Below are 16,048 nucleotides of genomic sequence, written 5' to 3'. Positions count from 1 at the left end.
CCCGAATCTACTTCGGGATACCTTGGCTTTTATAGCGGGTTTAGCGTAAGTAAAATATAAGTGCTAATCCTAACAAACGGGTTTAGCTCAGTTGGTAGAGCACTGGTCTCCAAAACCAGGTGTCGGGAGTTCGAGCCTCTCAACCCGTGCAGAAATTGGAATATACGAGTGAATAAGTTTCCTCGAATCTATTCCAAGAAACATAAACACTGACGTCATGATGAATTATATTTCAGAATCATATAAAGAACTCAAAAACCACGTTACCTGGCCAACTTGGGCAGAAGCCCAGAAGCTAACGGTTATTGTGGCTGTATTTTCAGTGCTTTTGGCCTTGGCCGTATGGGGTGTAGATACCGTCTTCAGTAAAATAGTAGGAATGTATTTTGATTGGATCAAGTCGTAAGCAATGACCGAAACAACTGGAACAAAAAGATGGTATGTAGTCCGGTCAGTAAGTGGCCAGGAAAACAAGATCAAATCGTATATCGAAACTGAGATAAAACGATTGGAACTTGAGGATTATATTGACCAAGTACTCGTGCCAACCGAAAAAGTTATTCAAATACGTAACGGTAAAAAAGTGAACAAGGAACGCGTTTACTTTCCCGGTTACATCATGATTCAGGCAAATTTGGGTGGCGAGATTCCACACATTATAAAATCAATTAACGGGGTAATCGGCTTTTTGGGCGAAACCAAGGGCGGAGATCCCGTGCCGCTTAGACAGTCAGAAGTAAACAGAATGTTAGGTAAGGTTGATGAGCTATCGGTAAAAGACGATAACGTAAACATTCCTTATACCATCGGCGAAACCGTAAAAGTAATTGACGGCCCGTTCAACGGATTTAACGGTACCGTAGAAAAAATAAATGAAGAAAAGCGCAAGCTTGAGGTAATGGTGAAAATATTCGGAAGAAAAACACCACTGGAATTGAGCTATATGCAAGTAGAAAAAGTTTAATTGTTACGCTTAATAGGTTTTTTCACAGGCTTCCACTTTTGAAAAACCGCATTTAAAATTTAGAAATGGCAAAAGAAATCAGTAAAGTAGTTAAGTTGCAAGTTCGCGGAGGTGCTGCCAATCCATCACCACCGGTTGGGCCCGCACTTGGTGCTGCCGGTGTTAACATCATGGAGTTCTGTAAGCAATTCAACGCCAGAACACAAGATAAGCAAGGAAAAGTATTGCCAGTAGCGATTACGGTTTATAAGGACAAATCTTTCGATTTCGTTATTAAAACCCCACCCGCTGCGGTACAACTGCTTGAAGCTGCTAAATCAAAAAAAGGCTCCGGCGAGCCACACGCAAAAAAAGTAGCCACCATTTCATGGGATCAAATTAAAACGATCGCGGAGGATAAGATGCCCGATCTTAATGCATTTACCGTAGAGTCTGCTATGAAAATGGTAGCCGGTACAGCACGTTCCATGGGAATAAAAGTAAAAGGTGATGCACCTTTTTAATCTGAAAAAAGAATCTATAAAATGGCACGATTAACTAAAAAGCAAAAGGAAGCGCGCGCAAAAGTAGAGCCAAACAAGGCTTACTCTGTAGCTGAAGCTTCTGCTTTAATAAAAGAAATCACCAGCGTAAAGTTTGATGCTTCTGTAGACATTGCGGTACGTCTTAACGTGGATCCACGAAAAGCGAACCAAATGGTTAGAGGCGTTGTTACCCTTCCGCACGGAACAGGTAAAGACGTGAAAGTATTGGCCTTGGTAACTCCAGATAAGGAAGCCGAAGCCAAGGAAGCAGGAGCAGACTACGTAGGTCTTGATGAGTACCTCGACAAAATTAAAGGAGGATGGACAGATGTTGACGTAATTGTAACTATGCCAAGCGTAATGGGTAAATTAGGTCCTTTAGGACGTGTGTTAGGTCCCCGTGGCCTTATGCCAAACCCAAAAACGGGTACAGTAACAATGGATGTTGCTAAAGCAGTTTCAGATGTAAAAGCAGGTAAAATTGACTTCAAGGTTGATAAAACCGGTATCGTACACGCAGCAATCGGAAAAGCATCTTTTGATGCCGAAAAAATTGCAGGAAACGCAAGAGAATTATTAACAACCCTCGTTAAATTGAAGCCACAGGCGGCAAAAGGTGTTTACATTAAGAGTATCTTCATGTCAAGCACTATGAGCCCAGGCGTGCAAGTTGACACAAAAAGGTTTACTGAGCAGTAAAAACTTGATATTATGACAAGAGAAGAAAAATCACAAGTTATTGAAACGTTGACTGCACAGTTGTCTGATAATAACAATATCTATTTAGCAGACATCTCGGGTCTTGACGCAGGGAACACGACCAACCTTCGCCGCGCTTGTTTTAAAGCAGGAGTACAGTTAGCGGTTGTTAAGAACACATTGCTTAAAAAAGCGATGGAAAGTTCAGATAAAGACTTTGGTGAACTAACAGAAATACTTAAAGGAAACACTTCTTTAATGTTCTCTGAAACAGGTAATGCACCCGCCAAAGTAATTAAGGAATTCAGAAGAAAATCTGACAAGCCTCTATTGAAAGGAGCATTTATCCAAGAATCTATTTACGTTGGTGATGATCAATTGGATAACTTGGTTAACCTTAAATCTAAGGATGAACTTGTTGGAGAAATTATCGGGTTGTTGCAATCGCCTGCCAAAAACGTTATTTCAGCACTTAAGAGTGGTGGTAGCACAATTGCGGGACTTGTTAAAACCTTATCCGAGAGAGAAGGATAAAATTTCATTAAGCACTAATTAATTTATATAAACACAATTTTTTTTAAAAACGATAGAAATGGCAGATTTGAAAGATTTCGCAGAACAATTGGTTAACCTTACTGTAAAAGAAGTAAATGAGTTAGCTACAATATTAAAAGACGAGTATGGCATTGAGCCTGCTGCTGCAGCTGTAGCTGTTGCCGCTGGTGGTGGCGCTGCTGGAGGTGGCGAAGCCGCTGAAGAGCAATCAGAATTCACAGTAATGTTGAAAGCTGCTGGTGCTTCTAAACTTGCAGTTGTAAAACTAGTTAAGGAATTAACTGGTGCTGGTCTAAAAGAAGCTAAGGAATTGGTAGATAATGCTCCCTCTCCAATAAAAGAGGGCGTTTCCAAAGACGAAGCTGAAGCTTTAAAAGCTCAATTAGAAGAAGCTGGAGCTGAGGTTGAGCTTAAGTAAGCTCCTTACGTTCCAAACCTTAAGGTTTAGGTCTACCGTTTCGGCGGAAAGACCTAAACCATTTTGCGTATATAATGGTTAATGCCTTTTTATACGATTTTTTCATTTTCATTTTAATTAAAATTCCGTCCATAGATGTCAGCAACGCAAACTGAAAGATTGAATTTTTCCTCTGTAAAAAATAAGCCGGACTATCCCGACTTTTTGGACATTCAGATTAAATCCTTTCAGGATTTTTTCCAGTTGGAAACCAAATCAGAAGAAAGAGGCCAAGAAGGATTGTACAAAACCTTTTTGGAAAATTTCCCGATTACCGATACCCGCAACCAATTCGTTTTAGAGTTTTTAGACTACTTCGTAGATCCGCCAAGATACTCCATCCAGGAATGTATTGAGCGCGGTCTTACTTATAGCGTGCCTTTAAAAGCGAGGTTGAAACTATACTGTACAGACGCAGAGCACGAAGATTTTGAAACCATCGTGCAAGATGTTTACTTAGGTACAATTCCATACATGACCCCAAGCGGAACATTCTGCATCAACGGGGCCGAGCGTGTTGTTGTTTCGCAGCTTCACCGTTCACCTGGTGTATTCTTTGGCCAGTCGTTCCACGCAAATGGAACCAAACTTTACTCTGCCCGTGTAATTCCTTTCAAAGGTTCATGGATAGAGTTTGCCACAGATATCAACAGCGTAATGTACGCGTACATTGACCGTAAGAAAAAGTTACCCGTAACTACACTTTTCCGTGCAATTGGTTTTGAAAGGGATAAGGATATTCTTGAAATATTTGACCTTGCGGAAGAAGTGAAAGCTTCAAAAACAGGACTTAAAAAGTATATTGGCCGTAAACTTGCAGCCCGTGTGCTAAAGACTTGGCACGAGGATTTCGTAGATGAAGATACTGGCGAAGTTGTTTCCATTGAGCGTAACGAGATTATTTTAGACCGTGATACCGTTGTTGAAAAAGAACACATCGATGAAATAATCGATTCTGGTGCTAAAACCATATTGTTACACAAAGAAGATAATCTTTTGGCAGATTATGCCATTATTCACAATACGTTGCAAAAAGATCCTACCAACTCTGAAAAAGAAGCGGTAGAACATATATACAGACAACTTCGTAATGCTGAACCGCCCGATGAGGAAACGGCTCGTGGTATTATCCACAAACTTTTCTTTAGTGACCAAAGATATAATCTTGGAGAGGTAGGTCGTTACCGAATGAATAAAAAACTGGGTCTTGATATCCCAATGGATAAGCAAGTACTTACCAAGGAAGATATCATTACCATCGTTAAATATCTTATCGAGCTTATCAACAGTAAAGCTGAGATTGATGATATTGACCACCTTAGCAACCGTCGTGTACGTACTGTGGGTGAGCAATTGTCGCAACAATTTGGTGTTGGTCTTGCCCGTATGGCACGTACCATTCGCGAGCGTATGAACGTTCGTGATAACGAGGTGTTTACACCTATTGATTTGATTAATGCGAAAACACTTTCTTCAGTAATCAACTCTTTCTTTGGTACCAATCAGCTTTCACAGTTTATGGACCAAACCAACCCATTGGCAGAGATTACGCACAAGCGTCGTCTTTCGGCACTTGGGCCAGGGGGACTTTCGCGTGAGAGAGCAGGTTTTGAGGTTCGTGACGTTCACTATACGCACTACGGAAGACTTTGTCCGATTGAAACTCCGGAAGGACCAAACATTGGTCTTATTTCTTCACTTGCGGTTTATGCGAAAGTGAACAACCTTGGTTTCATCGAAACTCCGTACCGTAAAGTTACTGACGGAAAAATCGACATCAAGCACGCACCTATTTATCTTTCTGCTGAAGAAGAGGAAGAAAAACACATCGCGCAGGCAAACATTCCTTTGTCTGACAAAGGTGAAATTGAAAGTGATAAGGTAATTGCACGTATGGAAGGCGACTTCCCGCTTGTAGAGCCAACGGTTGTAAATTATGCAGACGTTGCACCCAACCAGATTGCATCTATTTCTGCATCGTTGATTCCGTTTTTGGAGCACGATGATGCGAACCGTGCACTGATGGGCTCAAACATGATGCGCCAGGCGGTACCTTTGTTGATTGCAGATTCACCAATCGTTGGAACAGGTCTTGAAAGACAAGTTGCTTCTGATAGTCGTGTTTTGATAAATGCTGAAGGAGATGGTGTAGTTGAATATGTTGATGCAAATGAAATTACTATTAAGTACGACCGTACCGAAGAAGAACGTATGGTAAGTTTTGATAGCGATTCGAGAACATATCAATTAATTAAATTCAGAAAAACAAACCAAAGTACTTCCATCAACTTGAAGCCTATTGTTCGCAAAGGTGATAGAGTGAAAAAAGGACAGGTACTTTGTCAAGGTTACGCTACCGAAAAAGGGGAACTTGCACTAGGGCGAAACATGAAAGTTGCTTTCATGCCTTGGAAAGGTTACAACTTCGAGGATGCAATTGTGATTTCTGAAAAAGTAGTTCGCGAAGATATTTTCACATCTATACATATAGATGAATATTCTTTGGAAGTTCGGGATACCAAATTGGGTAACGAGGAATTGACGAACGATATTCCAAACGTTTCGGAAGAAGCTACAAAAGATTTGGATGAATTCGGTATGATTCGAATAGGTGCCGAGGTAAAACCTGGCGATATCCTTATCGGAAAAATTACCCCAAAAGGAGAAAGCGACCCAACGCCAGAAGAAAAACTGCTTCGCGCAATCTTTGGTGACAAAGCAGGTGATGTAAAGGATGCTTCGCTTAAAGCTTCGCCTTCTTTGAACGGGGTTGTAATTGATAAGAAATTGTTTGCCCGTGCCGTAAAAGATAAGCGCAAGCGTGCAAAGGATAAAGAAGACATAGCAGAACTTGAGGCAAAATATGAAGCAAAATTTGTTGGGCTTCAAGATATTTTGGTTGAAAAATTGTTCGCTATCGTCGGAGGAAAAACTGCACAGGGAATAAATAATGACTTAGGAGAAGTAGTATTCCCGAAGGGTAAAAAGTTCACATTAAAAATGCTTCACGCCGTTGATGATTATACCCACTTAACTGGGGGAGTATGGACAACTGATGATGAAACCAACGTAATGGTGGCAGATTTGATGCACAACTATAAAATCAAGGAAAACGACCTTCAAGGTAACTTGCGTCGTGAGAAGTTTACAATCTCTGTTGGAGATGAGCTTCCTTCCGGAATTTTGAAACTTGCAAAGGTATACATCGCTAAAAAGCGTAAACTGAAAGTAGGGGACAAGATGGCGGGACGTCACGGAAACAAAGGTATTGTTGCGCGTATTGTACGTGAGGAAGATATGCCTTTCCTTGAAGACGGAACTCCGGTTGATATCGTGTTGAACCCACTTGGGGTACCATCGCGTATGAACATTGGGCAGATTTATGAAACGGTTCTTGGATGGGCTGGGCAAAAATTAGGTCGCAAATATGCTACCCCAATTTTTGACGGTGCAACAATTGACCAAATCAATGAATTGACTGATGAAGCTGGAATTCCAAGATTTGGACACACCTATCTATTTGACGGTGGAACTGGTAAGCGTTTTGATCAACCTGCAACAGTGGGTATAATCTATATGCTGAAACTGGGCCACATGGTAGATGATAAGATGCACGCACGTTCCATCGGGCCGTACTCACTTATTACGCAACAACCTCTTGGTGGTAAAGCACAATTTGGTGGTCAGCGTTTTGGAGAGATGGAAGTTTGGGCACTTGAGGCATATGGTGCATCCAGCACACTTAGAGAAATATTGACTGTTAAATCTGATGATGTTATTGGAAGGGCTAAAACCTACGAAGCAATCGTAAAAGGTGAAACCATGCCAGAACCAGGATTACCGGAATCTTTCAACGTACTTATGCACGAATTGAAAGGATTGGGTCTTGACATTAGATTAGAAGAATAATATGGAATCCCCGCGAAGGCGGGGATCTCAAAGTTCTTTCCGAAATCATTATAAATGGTTTCAATAACAACAACAAAGTTTATTTAAATTATGATGAACAGAAATAAAGAAAACACAGTACAGAAATTCGACAAGATTTCTATTGGTTTGGCTTCCCCTGAATCCATTTTGGCGGAATCACGTGGTGAAGTTCTAAAGCCCGAAACAATCAACTACCGTACGCACAAGCCAGAGCGTGACGGTCTTTTCTGTGAGCGCATTTTCGGTCCCGTAAAGGATTACGAATGTGCCTGTGGTAAATATAAAAGAATTCGCTACAAAGGTATTGTTTGTGACCGTTGTGGTGTGGAAGTAACGGAGAAGAAAGTACGTCGTGACCGCGTGGGGCATATCAATTTGGTTGTTCCTGTGGCGCACATTTGGTACTTCCGTAGCCTTCCGAACAAAATTGGATACCTTCTTGGATTACCTTCCAAGAAATTGGATATGATCATTTACTACGAACGTTACGTAGTAATTCAGCCAGGTATTGCAAAATATGAAGGTGGTGAAAATGTAAAGAAATTGGACTTCCTAACTGAAGAAGAATATCTTGCCATTCTAGACTCACTTCCTCAGGAAAATCAATATTTGGAAGAAAGCGATCCAAACAAATTTATCGCGAAAATGGGAGCGGAGTGCTTGATCGATCTTTTACAAAGAATCGATTTGGACACTTTGTCTTACAACCTTCGCCATAAAGCAAATAACGAAACTTCAAAACAACGTAAAACTGAAGCGTTGAAACGTCTTCAAGTTGTTGAGGCTCTTCGTGATGCAAACAAAAACCGCGAGAACAAAGCTGAATGGATGATTATGAAAGTAATCCCGGTAATTCCACCGGAATTACGTCCATTGGTGCCACTTGATGGCGGTCGTTTCGCAACGTCAGATTTGAATGATTTGTACCGTCGTGTAATCATCCGTAACAACCGTTTGAAGCGATTGATGGAGATTAAAGCTCCAGAAGTAATTCTTCGTAACGAAAAACGTATGCTTCAGGAATCGGTAGATTCATTGTTTGACAACACACGTAAATCTTCCGCAGTAAAAACGGATAGTAACCGTCCATTGAAATCCCTTTCAGATTCGTTGAAAGGTAAACAAGGTCGTTTCCGTCAAAACTTGCTTGGTAAGCGTGTGGATTATTCGGCACGTTCGGTAATCGTCGTTGGACCAGAATTGAAATTGTTCGAATGCGGTCTTCCAAAAGATATGGCTGCCGAACTTTACAAACCTTTCGTAATCCGTAAATTGATTGAGCGCGGGATTGTAAAAACCGTAAAATCTGCAAAGAAAATTATTGATAAAAAAGAGCCCGTAGTTTGGGATATTCTTGAAAATGTATTGAAAGGTCACCCAGTTATGCTTAACCGGGCCCCAACTTTGCACAGACTTGGTATTCAAGCTTTCCAGCCAAAGTTGATTGAAGGAAAAGCAATCCAGTTGCATCCATTGGTATGTACCGCATTTAACGCGGATTTCGATGGTGACCAGATGGCGGTTCACCTTCCACTTGGGCCAGAGGCAATTTTGGAGTGTCAACTTTTAATGTTGGCTTCACATAACATTTTGAACCCTGCAAACGGCTCGCCGGTTGCGGTTCCTTCACAGGATATGGTTTTGGGTCTATATTATATGACCAAACTTAAAAAGACAATGGGCGATACCGTTGTTAAAGGGGAAGGACTTACTTTTTATTCAGCCGAGGAAGCTATCATTGCCTACAATGAAGGGCAGGTAGATTTGAACGCCGAAATAAAAATAAGAACAAAAGATTTCAACGATGCAGGGGAATTGGTAAACCAAATTATCACTACTACCTTAGGAAGAGTAATCTTTAACGAAAAAGTTCCCGTAGAAGCTGGTTTCATAAACGAAGTATTGACTAAAAAATCGCTTCGTGATATTATCGGTAAAATCTTGAAGGTAACTTCGGTTCCGGTAACATCTGCGTTCCTTGACGAAATTAAAGGTCTTGGTTATAAATTCGCTTTTGAAGGTGGATTGTCTTTTAGCTTGGGTGATATTATTATCCCGGCCGAAAAACAAAGTATGATTGATAGCGCCAACGAACAAGTTGACGGTATTATCAACAGCTACAACATGGGTCTTATTACCAACAACGAACGTTACAACCAAGTAATTGATATTTGGACTGCAACCAATGCTGAACTTACCGAGCTTTCTATGAAGCGAATCCGTGAGGATCAGCAAGGTTTCAACTCTGTGTATATGATGCTTGACTCTGGTGCGAGGGGTTCTAAGGAACAAATCCGTCAGCTTACAGGTATGCGTGGATTGATGGCGAAGCCTAAAAAATCAAACTCAGGTGGTGGTGAGATTATCGAGAACCCAATTCTTTCCAACTTTAAGGAAGGTCTTTCAATTCTTGAGTACTTTATCTCTACCCACGGTGCGCGTAAAGGTCTTGCAGATACCGCTCTTAAAACGGCGGATGCGGGTTACTTAACTCGTCGTTTGGTGGATGTTTCTCAAGACGTTATTATTAATATTGAAGATTGCTACACTCTTCGTGGAATTGAAGTTTCGGCTTTAAAGAAAAATGAAGAGATTGTTGAATCTTTAAGAGATAGAATCGTTGGGCGTACCGCGCTAAACGATGTTGTTAACCCATTAACGAAGGAATTACTGGTTGGTTCCGGAGATCATATTTCAGAAGAAATTGCCGATGCCATTGCAGCGTCGCCAATCGAAAGAGTGGAAGTTCGCTCTGCACTAACGTGCGAGGCAAAACAGGGAATTTGTTCGCAGTGCTACGGCCGTAATCTTGCAACCAATAAAATGGTGCAACGCGGTGAAGCTGTTGGTGTTGTTGCCGCACAATCCATTGGAGAACCCGGTACACAGCTAACGCTTCGTACTTTCCACGTGGGGGGTATTGCCGGTAACATTTCCGAAGAAAACAAATTGATTGTTCGCTTTGATGGAAAGGCAGAAATTGAAGATCTTAAAACCGTTAAAGGTGAGGACAGCCAAGGAAGAACAGTGGATATTGTAATTTCCCGTACTTCCGAATTAAAGCTTGTTGACAAGAAAACAGGAATTACACTCAGCACCAATAACATCCCCTACGGTTCAACACTGTTTGTGAAAGATGGCGATAGCCTTGATGCGGGTGATGTGGTATGTTCTTGGGATCCATATAACGGGGTTATTATTTCGGAATTTGCCGGGAAAATTAAGTACGAAAATATTGTGCAAGGTTTGACCTATCAAGTTGAAATTGATGAACAAACCGGTTTCCAAGAAAAAGTAATTTCGGAATCAAGAGATAAAAAACGTATCCCGACCCTTCAAATTTTAGGGAAGAAAGACGAAGTTATCCGTAGCTATAACCTTCCGGTTGGAGCTCACTTGATGGTGGATGATGGCGATAAAATTAAGATTGGTAAGGTATTGGTTAAGATTCCACGTAAATCTGCAAAAGCAGGTGATATTACGGGAGGTCTTCCACGTGTTACCGAACTTTTTGAAGCGCGTAACCCATCCAACCCAGCGGTAGTTAGCGAGATTGACGGCGTTATTTCCTTTGGAAAAATTAAACGTGGTAACCGCGAGATTATCGTTGAATCTAAACTGGGCGAAGTGAAAAAGTATTTGGTGAAATTGAGTAACCAAATTCTTGTTCAGGAGAATGATTATGTTCGTGCGGGTATGCCACTTTCTGACGGTTCCATTACTCCGGAAGATATTCTTCGCATTAAAGGCCCATCAGCGGTACAACAATATCTTGTGAACGAAGTTCAGGAGGTATACCGTTTGCAAGGGGTGAAGATCAACGACAAACACTTTGAAGTGGTTGTTCGCCAGATGATGCGCAAGGTACAAATCCAAGATCCGGGAGATACTACTTTCCTTGAAGACCAGTTGGCACATAAAGATGATTTCATTGAAGAAAACGATAAGATTTTTGGAATGAAGGTAGTTACCAATGCCGGTGATTCTGAAAATTTGAAGGAGGGCCAAATCCTTTCCCCACGTACGCTACGTGATGAAAATTCTTTATTAAAAAGAAACGATAAAGTTTTAGCAGAGGCACGTGATGTGGTTCCCGCGACGGCTGTTCCCGTTCTTCAAGGTATTACAAGAGCTTCATTGCAGACTAAATCCTTCATCTCGGCGGCTTCCTTCCAGGAGACCACCAAAGTATTGAACGAGGCGGCAGTTGCCGGTAAAGTTGATACATTGGAAGGCTTGAAAGAGAATGTTATTGTAGGACATAAAATTCCAGCCGGAACCGGTATGCGAAGATATGACACTATAATTGTAGGCTCGAAACAAGAACTTGAGGAAATGAACCGCGTAAAGCAGGAAGTAAATTATAATTAATATTGAAAAAGGTGCGTTTCAGAAAAACGCACCTTTTCTTTTTTAGATCTTGGAATCCAACGTCTAAAAATCTAATATCTAACATTTAAAAAATGGCAGATCAAAAAAAAGAACAGCCCAAACCAGGACAGATAAATATTGAATTGGATGAAAGTGTGGCCCAGGGCATTTACAGCAATCTGGCCATTATCAATCATTCAGTTTCTGAATTTGTTGTGGATTTTGTAACCATTATGCCGGGAATCCCTAAGAGCAAAGTGAAGTCCAGGATAATCTTGACGCCACAACATGCTAAGAGATTTCTGAAGGCACTGAATGATAATGTAAAGCGATTTGAAAACGCCCACGGTGAAATTAAAGACTATGAGCAACCGCCCATCCCTTTAAACTTTGGCCCAACAGGTGAAGCATAATAAAAAATCCAGCTATTTTAGCTGGATTTTTTTTTCAAAATAAGTAATAATTAATGAGTGATGAGTTTTTTACGCTAAAGGCCTATAGCCTATAGCCTACAGCCTAAAACCTATAATCCTCATTTCGCCTTTTCAAATTCACTCACAAAATGAAGCTTCACATTAGGATATTTTGATTGCGTCATCTGCAATGTAAATGCCGAATCTGCAAAAAACACCAGTTGGCCGCGTTTATCCTTTGCCAAAAATTTTGCCTTTACACGCTTGAAATCTGCAAATTCCTCACTTTTTGGGTCCTTCGCCTCCACCCAGCACGCTTTGTGAACATTTAGATTTTCATAGCTACACTTGGCTCCATATTCGTGTTCAAGCCTATATTGTATTACTTCAAACTGTAGCGCCCCCACGGTACCGATAACTTTCCTATTATTTAATTCCAACGTAAAAAGTTGTGCCACACCTTCATCCATCAGTTGGTCAATTCCTTTTTCAAGCTGCTTGCTTTTCATAGGGTCGGCATTATTAATGTATTTAAAAAATTCCGGAGAAAAGCTGGGTATTCCTTTATAGTGTAGTTCTTCACCCTCTGTAAGTGTATCTCCAATCTTGAAATTGCCAGTGTCATGAAGCCCGACAATATCGCCGGGATAGGAAACATCCACAATTTGTTTCCTTTCGGCAAAAAACGCATTGGGACTACTGAATTTCAATTTTTTTCCGTGGCGAACGTGGAGGTATGGTGAATTTCTTTCAAAAGTTCCAGATACTATTTTCACGAAGGCCAATCTGTCGCGGTGCTTTGGATCCATGTTCGCATGAATTTTGAATACAAAACCTGAAAAATCCTTTTCATCAGGATTTACCAATCGGGTACTACTTTCCTTGGGTCGGGGAGTAGGGGCTATTTCCACGAAACAGTCCAAAAGCTCGCGAACACCAAAATTATTTAAGGCTGAACCAAAAAATACCGGTTGTAGTTTTCCTTCCAAGTATTCGTCGCGGTTAAAATCAGGGTAAACTTCATATACCAGTTCCAGTTCCTCCCGAAGCGTTTTTGAAGCTTTTTCACCAATTAACTTTTCGAGTTCAGGGCTGCTTACATCCTCAATTTTAATGGTTTCTTCTATATTTTTTCTGCTATCGCCGCTAAAGAGGTTTACGTTCTTTTCCCATATGTTGTAAATTCCTTTGAAATCATAGCCCATGCCAATGGGAAAGCTGAGTGGCGTGACGCGCAGGTTAAGTTTTTGCTCTATTTCGTCCAACAATTCAAAGGCGTCCTTACCTTCGCGGTCCATTTTATTTATGAAGACAATCATCGGGATATTGCGCATGCGGCAAACTTCAACCAATTTTTCGGTTTGTTCCTCCACTCCTTTAGCAACGTCTACTACCACAATAACGCTATCCACGGCGGTTAACGTTCGGAAGGTGTCTTCGGCAAAATCCTTATGACCCGGTGTATCCAGAATATTTATTTTAATGCCTTCATATTCAAAGGCGAGGACCGAGGTAGCTACGGATATTCCTCGTTGCCTCTCAATCTCCATAAAATCGCTGGTTGCGCCTTTTTTAATTTTGTTACTTTTCACGGCACCCGCTTCCTGGATCGCGCCACCGAATAGCAAAAGTTTTTCCGTTAAGGTTGTTTTTCCGGCATCAGGGTGACTGATTATTCCAAAAGTTCTCCGGCGTTTAATTTCTTTGGTTAAGGACATTTTTTGATAAATATTTGCGTGCAAAGATAAAGTTTGTTCGATTAGTTTTATGCCGATGCAGCCTATAAAATTGTTTAATTTTTGGCGCGCTCCCCAGTAATTTTGAGATTTGGTACCAACGCGAATTTCGTGGTGGATCGTTAGATTATTTCATTCTTAGTTCTGTCGGCATTTTATGAAGTAAACTAGATTTTAATTTTGGGAGACAAACAGCAATATAGATTTTTTTCTTACCTGTATCCTTTCCAAAACCCTTATATTCAGAGAATATACGTACTAACACGTATGACTTTTTCCTACAAAAAAACAACTGTTTTTATTTGATTTTGGTCGTTTGGCGAGTATTTTTTACAGTTCAACTAATAGTTGTTTAATGGTATTTTCTTGCCCTTTATTACACAGTATATTTGAACCATAATTAAGGTGAAATTTTCACTTGCTGCATTATCAAAATATTGTCACTAATAAAATTCTAACTTATGTTTAAAATAATTACTAAATTATTTACTTCTGATAAGAGGTTTTTAATAGGTCTCATTTTAATAGCTTGCTTGAGTAGTCAGGGGTATTCTCAAGTAACGGAGTCTACGGATGGGGGAGAAGTAATATTACCTTATACTCGTGAGTATTTGGATCAATATAACGCCGACCTAGATAAAAAAGCAGCACAACATAATTCAACTTTCCGTTCAGTTTCGAAAGCTGAAGCATTTAACAATGGTCAAAAAGGAAATGTTGTTGGCGCTTGTAATTTAATTACCTGCGGTTCCTTTGAAAAGTCCGATGTAAATGGAGGAACGTTTCGAACTGCAGTTGGTGGGACCAATGGGCAATACCAGGCAGACGCCAAATATACCTGTTGGAATGATAATGGAACTGTGGATTGGTCCGAAGGGCAATATATTTCCTATTCCACCACAAATTCCAATGTTGTTTACCCAGGTATAATTGAGCCTTCTACCTATGATGGGGGAGGTTTCGCAATTTTTTCATATCAAAACGAAGCAATTAGCCAAACCTTAACGGTTATACCAAACACAATTTATACAGTGTGTTTTGAAATTGCTGTTATACCAAGATATAATACAGTTAATGGAAATAATCAAGGTGGTAATGTTCTAGAATATGTGCCAAATCTACAGTTTGGCGTAAGAAATGGTGCCGTGCAAATTTCAGATCCATTGAATTATACACATAATGATTTAGTGCAACACCCGTTGAGTGATTTTCCCACTAGATTATCCTTTGCTACTAGTGGAAATGGTGGCAATCAAAACCCGGGTGGGTGGACAGAAATTAATCCATATTGGGAAAATAGATGTATTACTTTTAAAGCGGGCCCCTCAGCTACTTCAGTAGAGGTGTTTTACAAAACGGGAAATCCTGGAAGATCTGTGGTTTTGGTTGACGGTTTAAGATTGTCTGTAGAGGGATATGCAAATTCACCTGAATTATCCATGACGGAAAAAACTTATTGTGTACCAACGCAAGTACAGCTTAATTCATTTGTAACTTCAACAACTCCTCCAGGAGCTGTATTGAAATGGACAACTAATCCAGATTTAACAGTTACAAGCGACCATTTGCCTAATAATCCTACGGTTACTACTCCTGGCATGTGGTATGCATTTTATTATAACCCAGCCTTAGGTTGTACTTCACCTTCTAGAAAACTCACACTATCAAATACAGATTTGGATTCGAGTTATACAAAACAGAACGTAACTTGTTTTGGGGGCAATAATGGGTCTATCGATTTAACCGTTACTGGAGGCTCAGCGACATATACATATTTATGGACAACAAATAATGGAAGTGGTCTAAATCCCACAGCACAGGATCAAACAGGTTTAACAGCTGGAACCTATAATGTTACCGTTAGCGATGGCACTTGTACCACTCAGGAAACTGTTGTTATTACACAACCTAATCAAATAAATGTCGACGCCGGAAATTACGGGCCCCTTTGTAACAATTCAAATCCCATACTTTTAACCGGAACTCCAACTAACTCAAATGGAAATTGGAGCGGAACAGGCGTTACCGATAATGGAAATGGAACCGCTAACTTTAATCCCTCAGGCCTTACTGGAACTATAACTGTTACCTATAGCTATACAAATAATAATGGTTGTTCAAACAGCGATACAGCGGACATATTAATAAACGCTACTCCCATCGTGGACGATCCGGCCGACGTAACAGCCTGTGACAGCTATACGCTTCCCGCACTTACCAACGGTAACTACTTCACTGGCAGCGGAGGAACAGGAACACCATTATTCGCGGGGAACGTTATCAACACTACTCAAACAATATATGTTTACGCCGAAACGGGCACCGTTCCGAACTGTTCGGCCGAGACCAGTTTTGTTGTTACGATAAATGCTACACCCATAGTTGACGATCCGGCCGAC

Annotated in this window: 11 protein-coding genes and 1 tRNA gene; 11 read left to right on the top strand and 1 reads right to left on the bottom strand. The window is 40.7% G+C overall.

The genetic code is table 11. The features are described 5' to 3' along the window. Positions 1 to 76: 76 nt before the first annotated feature. The 10 genes from QRD02_RS12215 (at position 77) to QRD02_RS12170 (ending at position 11,913) form a co-directional block, all read left to right on the top strand. A tRNA-Trp gene (locus QRD02_RS12215) sits at positions 77 to 149 on the top strand. 68 nt (positions 150 to 217) lie between these two features. Then, positions 218 to 406, top strand: coding sequence for a preprotein translocase subunit SecE (gene secE, locus QRD02_RS12210; protein ID WP_290255241.1), 189 nt, complete (start codon positions 218 to 220; stop codon positions 404 to 406). A gap of 3 nt (positions 407 to 409) precedes the next feature. Continuing rightward, entirely contained in the window at positions 410 to 964 is a 555-nt protein-coding gene (gene nusG / locus QRD02_RS12205) for a transcription termination/antitermination protein NusG (protein WP_290255240.1), read from the top strand. Between the two features lie 65 nt (positions 965 to 1,029). Further along, the gene (gene rplK, locus QRD02_RS12200) at positions 1,030 to 1,467 is read left to right on the top strand and encodes a 50S ribosomal protein L11 (RefSeq protein ID WP_290255239.1); all 438 of its coding nucleotides are present in this window, start codon (positions 1,030 to 1,032) and stop codon (positions 1,465 to 1,467) included. A 21-nt stretch (positions 1,468 to 1,488) separates the two neighbouring features. After that, entirely contained in the window at positions 1,489 to 2,187 is a 699-nt protein-coding gene (rplA, locus tag QRD02_RS12195; protein WP_290255238.1) for a 50S ribosomal protein L1, read from the top strand. A 12-nt stretch (positions 2,188 to 2,199) separates the two neighbouring features. Then, the gene (gene rplJ / locus QRD02_RS12190; RefSeq protein WP_290255237.1) at positions 2,200 to 2,721 is read left to right on the top strand and encodes a 50S ribosomal protein L10; all 522 of its coding nucleotides are present in this window, start codon (positions 2,200 to 2,202) and stop codon (positions 2,719 to 2,721) included. Between the two features lie 58 nt (positions 2,722 to 2,779). Beyond that, positions 2,780 to 3,160: a 50S ribosomal protein L7/L12 gene (rplL, locus tag QRD02_RS12185; RefSeq protein WP_290255236.1), complete on the top strand. Its 381-nt coding sequence runs from the start codon at positions 2,780 to 2,782 to the stop codon at positions 3,158 to 3,160. Between the two features lie 135 nt (positions 3,161 to 3,295). Continuing rightward, the gene (gene rpoB / locus QRD02_RS12180; protein ID WP_290255235.1) at positions 3,296 to 7,108 is read left to right on the top strand and encodes a DNA-directed RNA polymerase subunit beta; all 3,813 of its coding nucleotides are present in this window, start codon (positions 3,296 to 3,298) and stop codon (positions 7,106 to 7,108) included. 93 nt (positions 7,109 to 7,201) lie between these two features. Further along, positions 7,202 to 11,500, top strand: coding sequence for a DNA-directed RNA polymerase subunit beta' (gene rpoC / locus QRD02_RS12175; RefSeq protein ID WP_435373040.1), 4,299 nt, complete (start codon positions 7,202 to 7,204; stop codon positions 11,498 to 11,500). 92 nt (positions 11,501 to 11,592) lie between these two features. Then, the gene (locus tag QRD02_RS12170; RefSeq protein ID WP_290255233.1) at positions 11,593 to 11,913 is read left to right on the top strand and encodes a DUF3467 domain-containing protein; all 321 of its coding nucleotides are present in this window, start codon (positions 11,593 to 11,595) and stop codon (positions 11,911 to 11,913) included. Positions 11,914 to 12,032: 119 nt separating this feature from the next. On the opposite strand, the gene QRD02_RS12165 is transcribed toward QRD02_RS12170, so the two are convergent. Further along, complete coding sequence (locus QRD02_RS12165) at positions 12,033 to 13,631, bottom strand: peptide chain release factor 3 (RefSeq protein ID WP_290255232.1); 1,599 nt, start codon at positions 13,629 to 13,631, stop codon at positions 12,033 to 12,035. 479 nt (positions 13,632 to 14,110) lie between these two features. Between QRD02_RS12165 and QRD02_RS12160 the strand changes: the two genes are divergently transcribed. Then, a partial coding sequence (locus QRD02_RS12160) for a SprB repeat-containing protein (protein ID WP_290255231.1) occupies positions 14,111 to 16,048 on the top strand: 1,938 nt, incomplete at its 3' end.

It is taken from the genome of Aequorivita aurantiaca, from assembly GCF_030410135.1.
Taxonomy (GTDB): Bacteria; Bacteroidota; Bacteroidia; order Flavobacteriales; family Flavobacteriaceae; genus Aequorivita; species Aequorivita aurantiaca.
This window is presented reverse-complemented; position numbering and strand designations above follow the sequence as displayed.

What these genes read in the sequence shown, in the direction of transcription:
- nusG (WP_290255240.1), top strand. Translation starts at nt 410, where the DNA reads ATGACCGAAACAACTGGAACAAAAAGATGGTATGTAGTCCGGTCAGTA.
- QRD02_RS12165 (WP_290255232.1), bottom strand. Translation starts at nt 13,631, where the DNA reads ATGTCCTTAACCAAAGAAATTAAACGCCGGAGAACTTTTGGAATAATC.
- QRD02_RS12170 (WP_290255233.1), top strand. Translation starts at nt 11,593, where the DNA reads ATGGCAGATCAAAAAAAAGAACAGCCCAAACCAGGACAGATAAATATT.
- rpoB (WP_290255235.1), top strand. Translation starts at nt 3,296, where the DNA reads ATGTCAGCAACGCAAACTGAAAGATTGAATTTTTCCTCTGTAAAAAAT.
- rplA (WP_290255238.1), top strand. Translation starts at nt 1,489, where the DNA reads ATGGCACGATTAACTAAAAAGCAAAAGGAAGCGCGCGCAAAAGTAGAG.
- secE (WP_290255241.1), top strand. Translation starts at nt 218, where the DNA reads ATGATGAATTATATTTCAGAATCATATAAAGAACTCAAAAACCACGTT.
- rplJ (WP_290255237.1), top strand. Translation starts at nt 2,200, where the DNA reads ATGACAAGAGAAGAAAAATCACAAGTTATTGAAACGTTGACTGCACAG.
- rpoC (WP_435373040.1), top strand. Translation starts at nt 7,202, where the DNA reads ATGAACAGAAATAAAGAAAACACAGTACAGAAATTCGACAAGATTTCT.
- rplK (WP_290255239.1), top strand. Translation starts at nt 1,030, where the DNA reads ATGGCAAAAGAAATCAGTAAAGTAGTTAAGTTGCAAGTTCGCGGAGGT.
- rplL (WP_290255236.1), top strand. Translation starts at nt 2,780, where the DNA reads ATGGCAGATTTGAAAGATTTCGCAGAACAATTGGTTAACCTTACTGTA.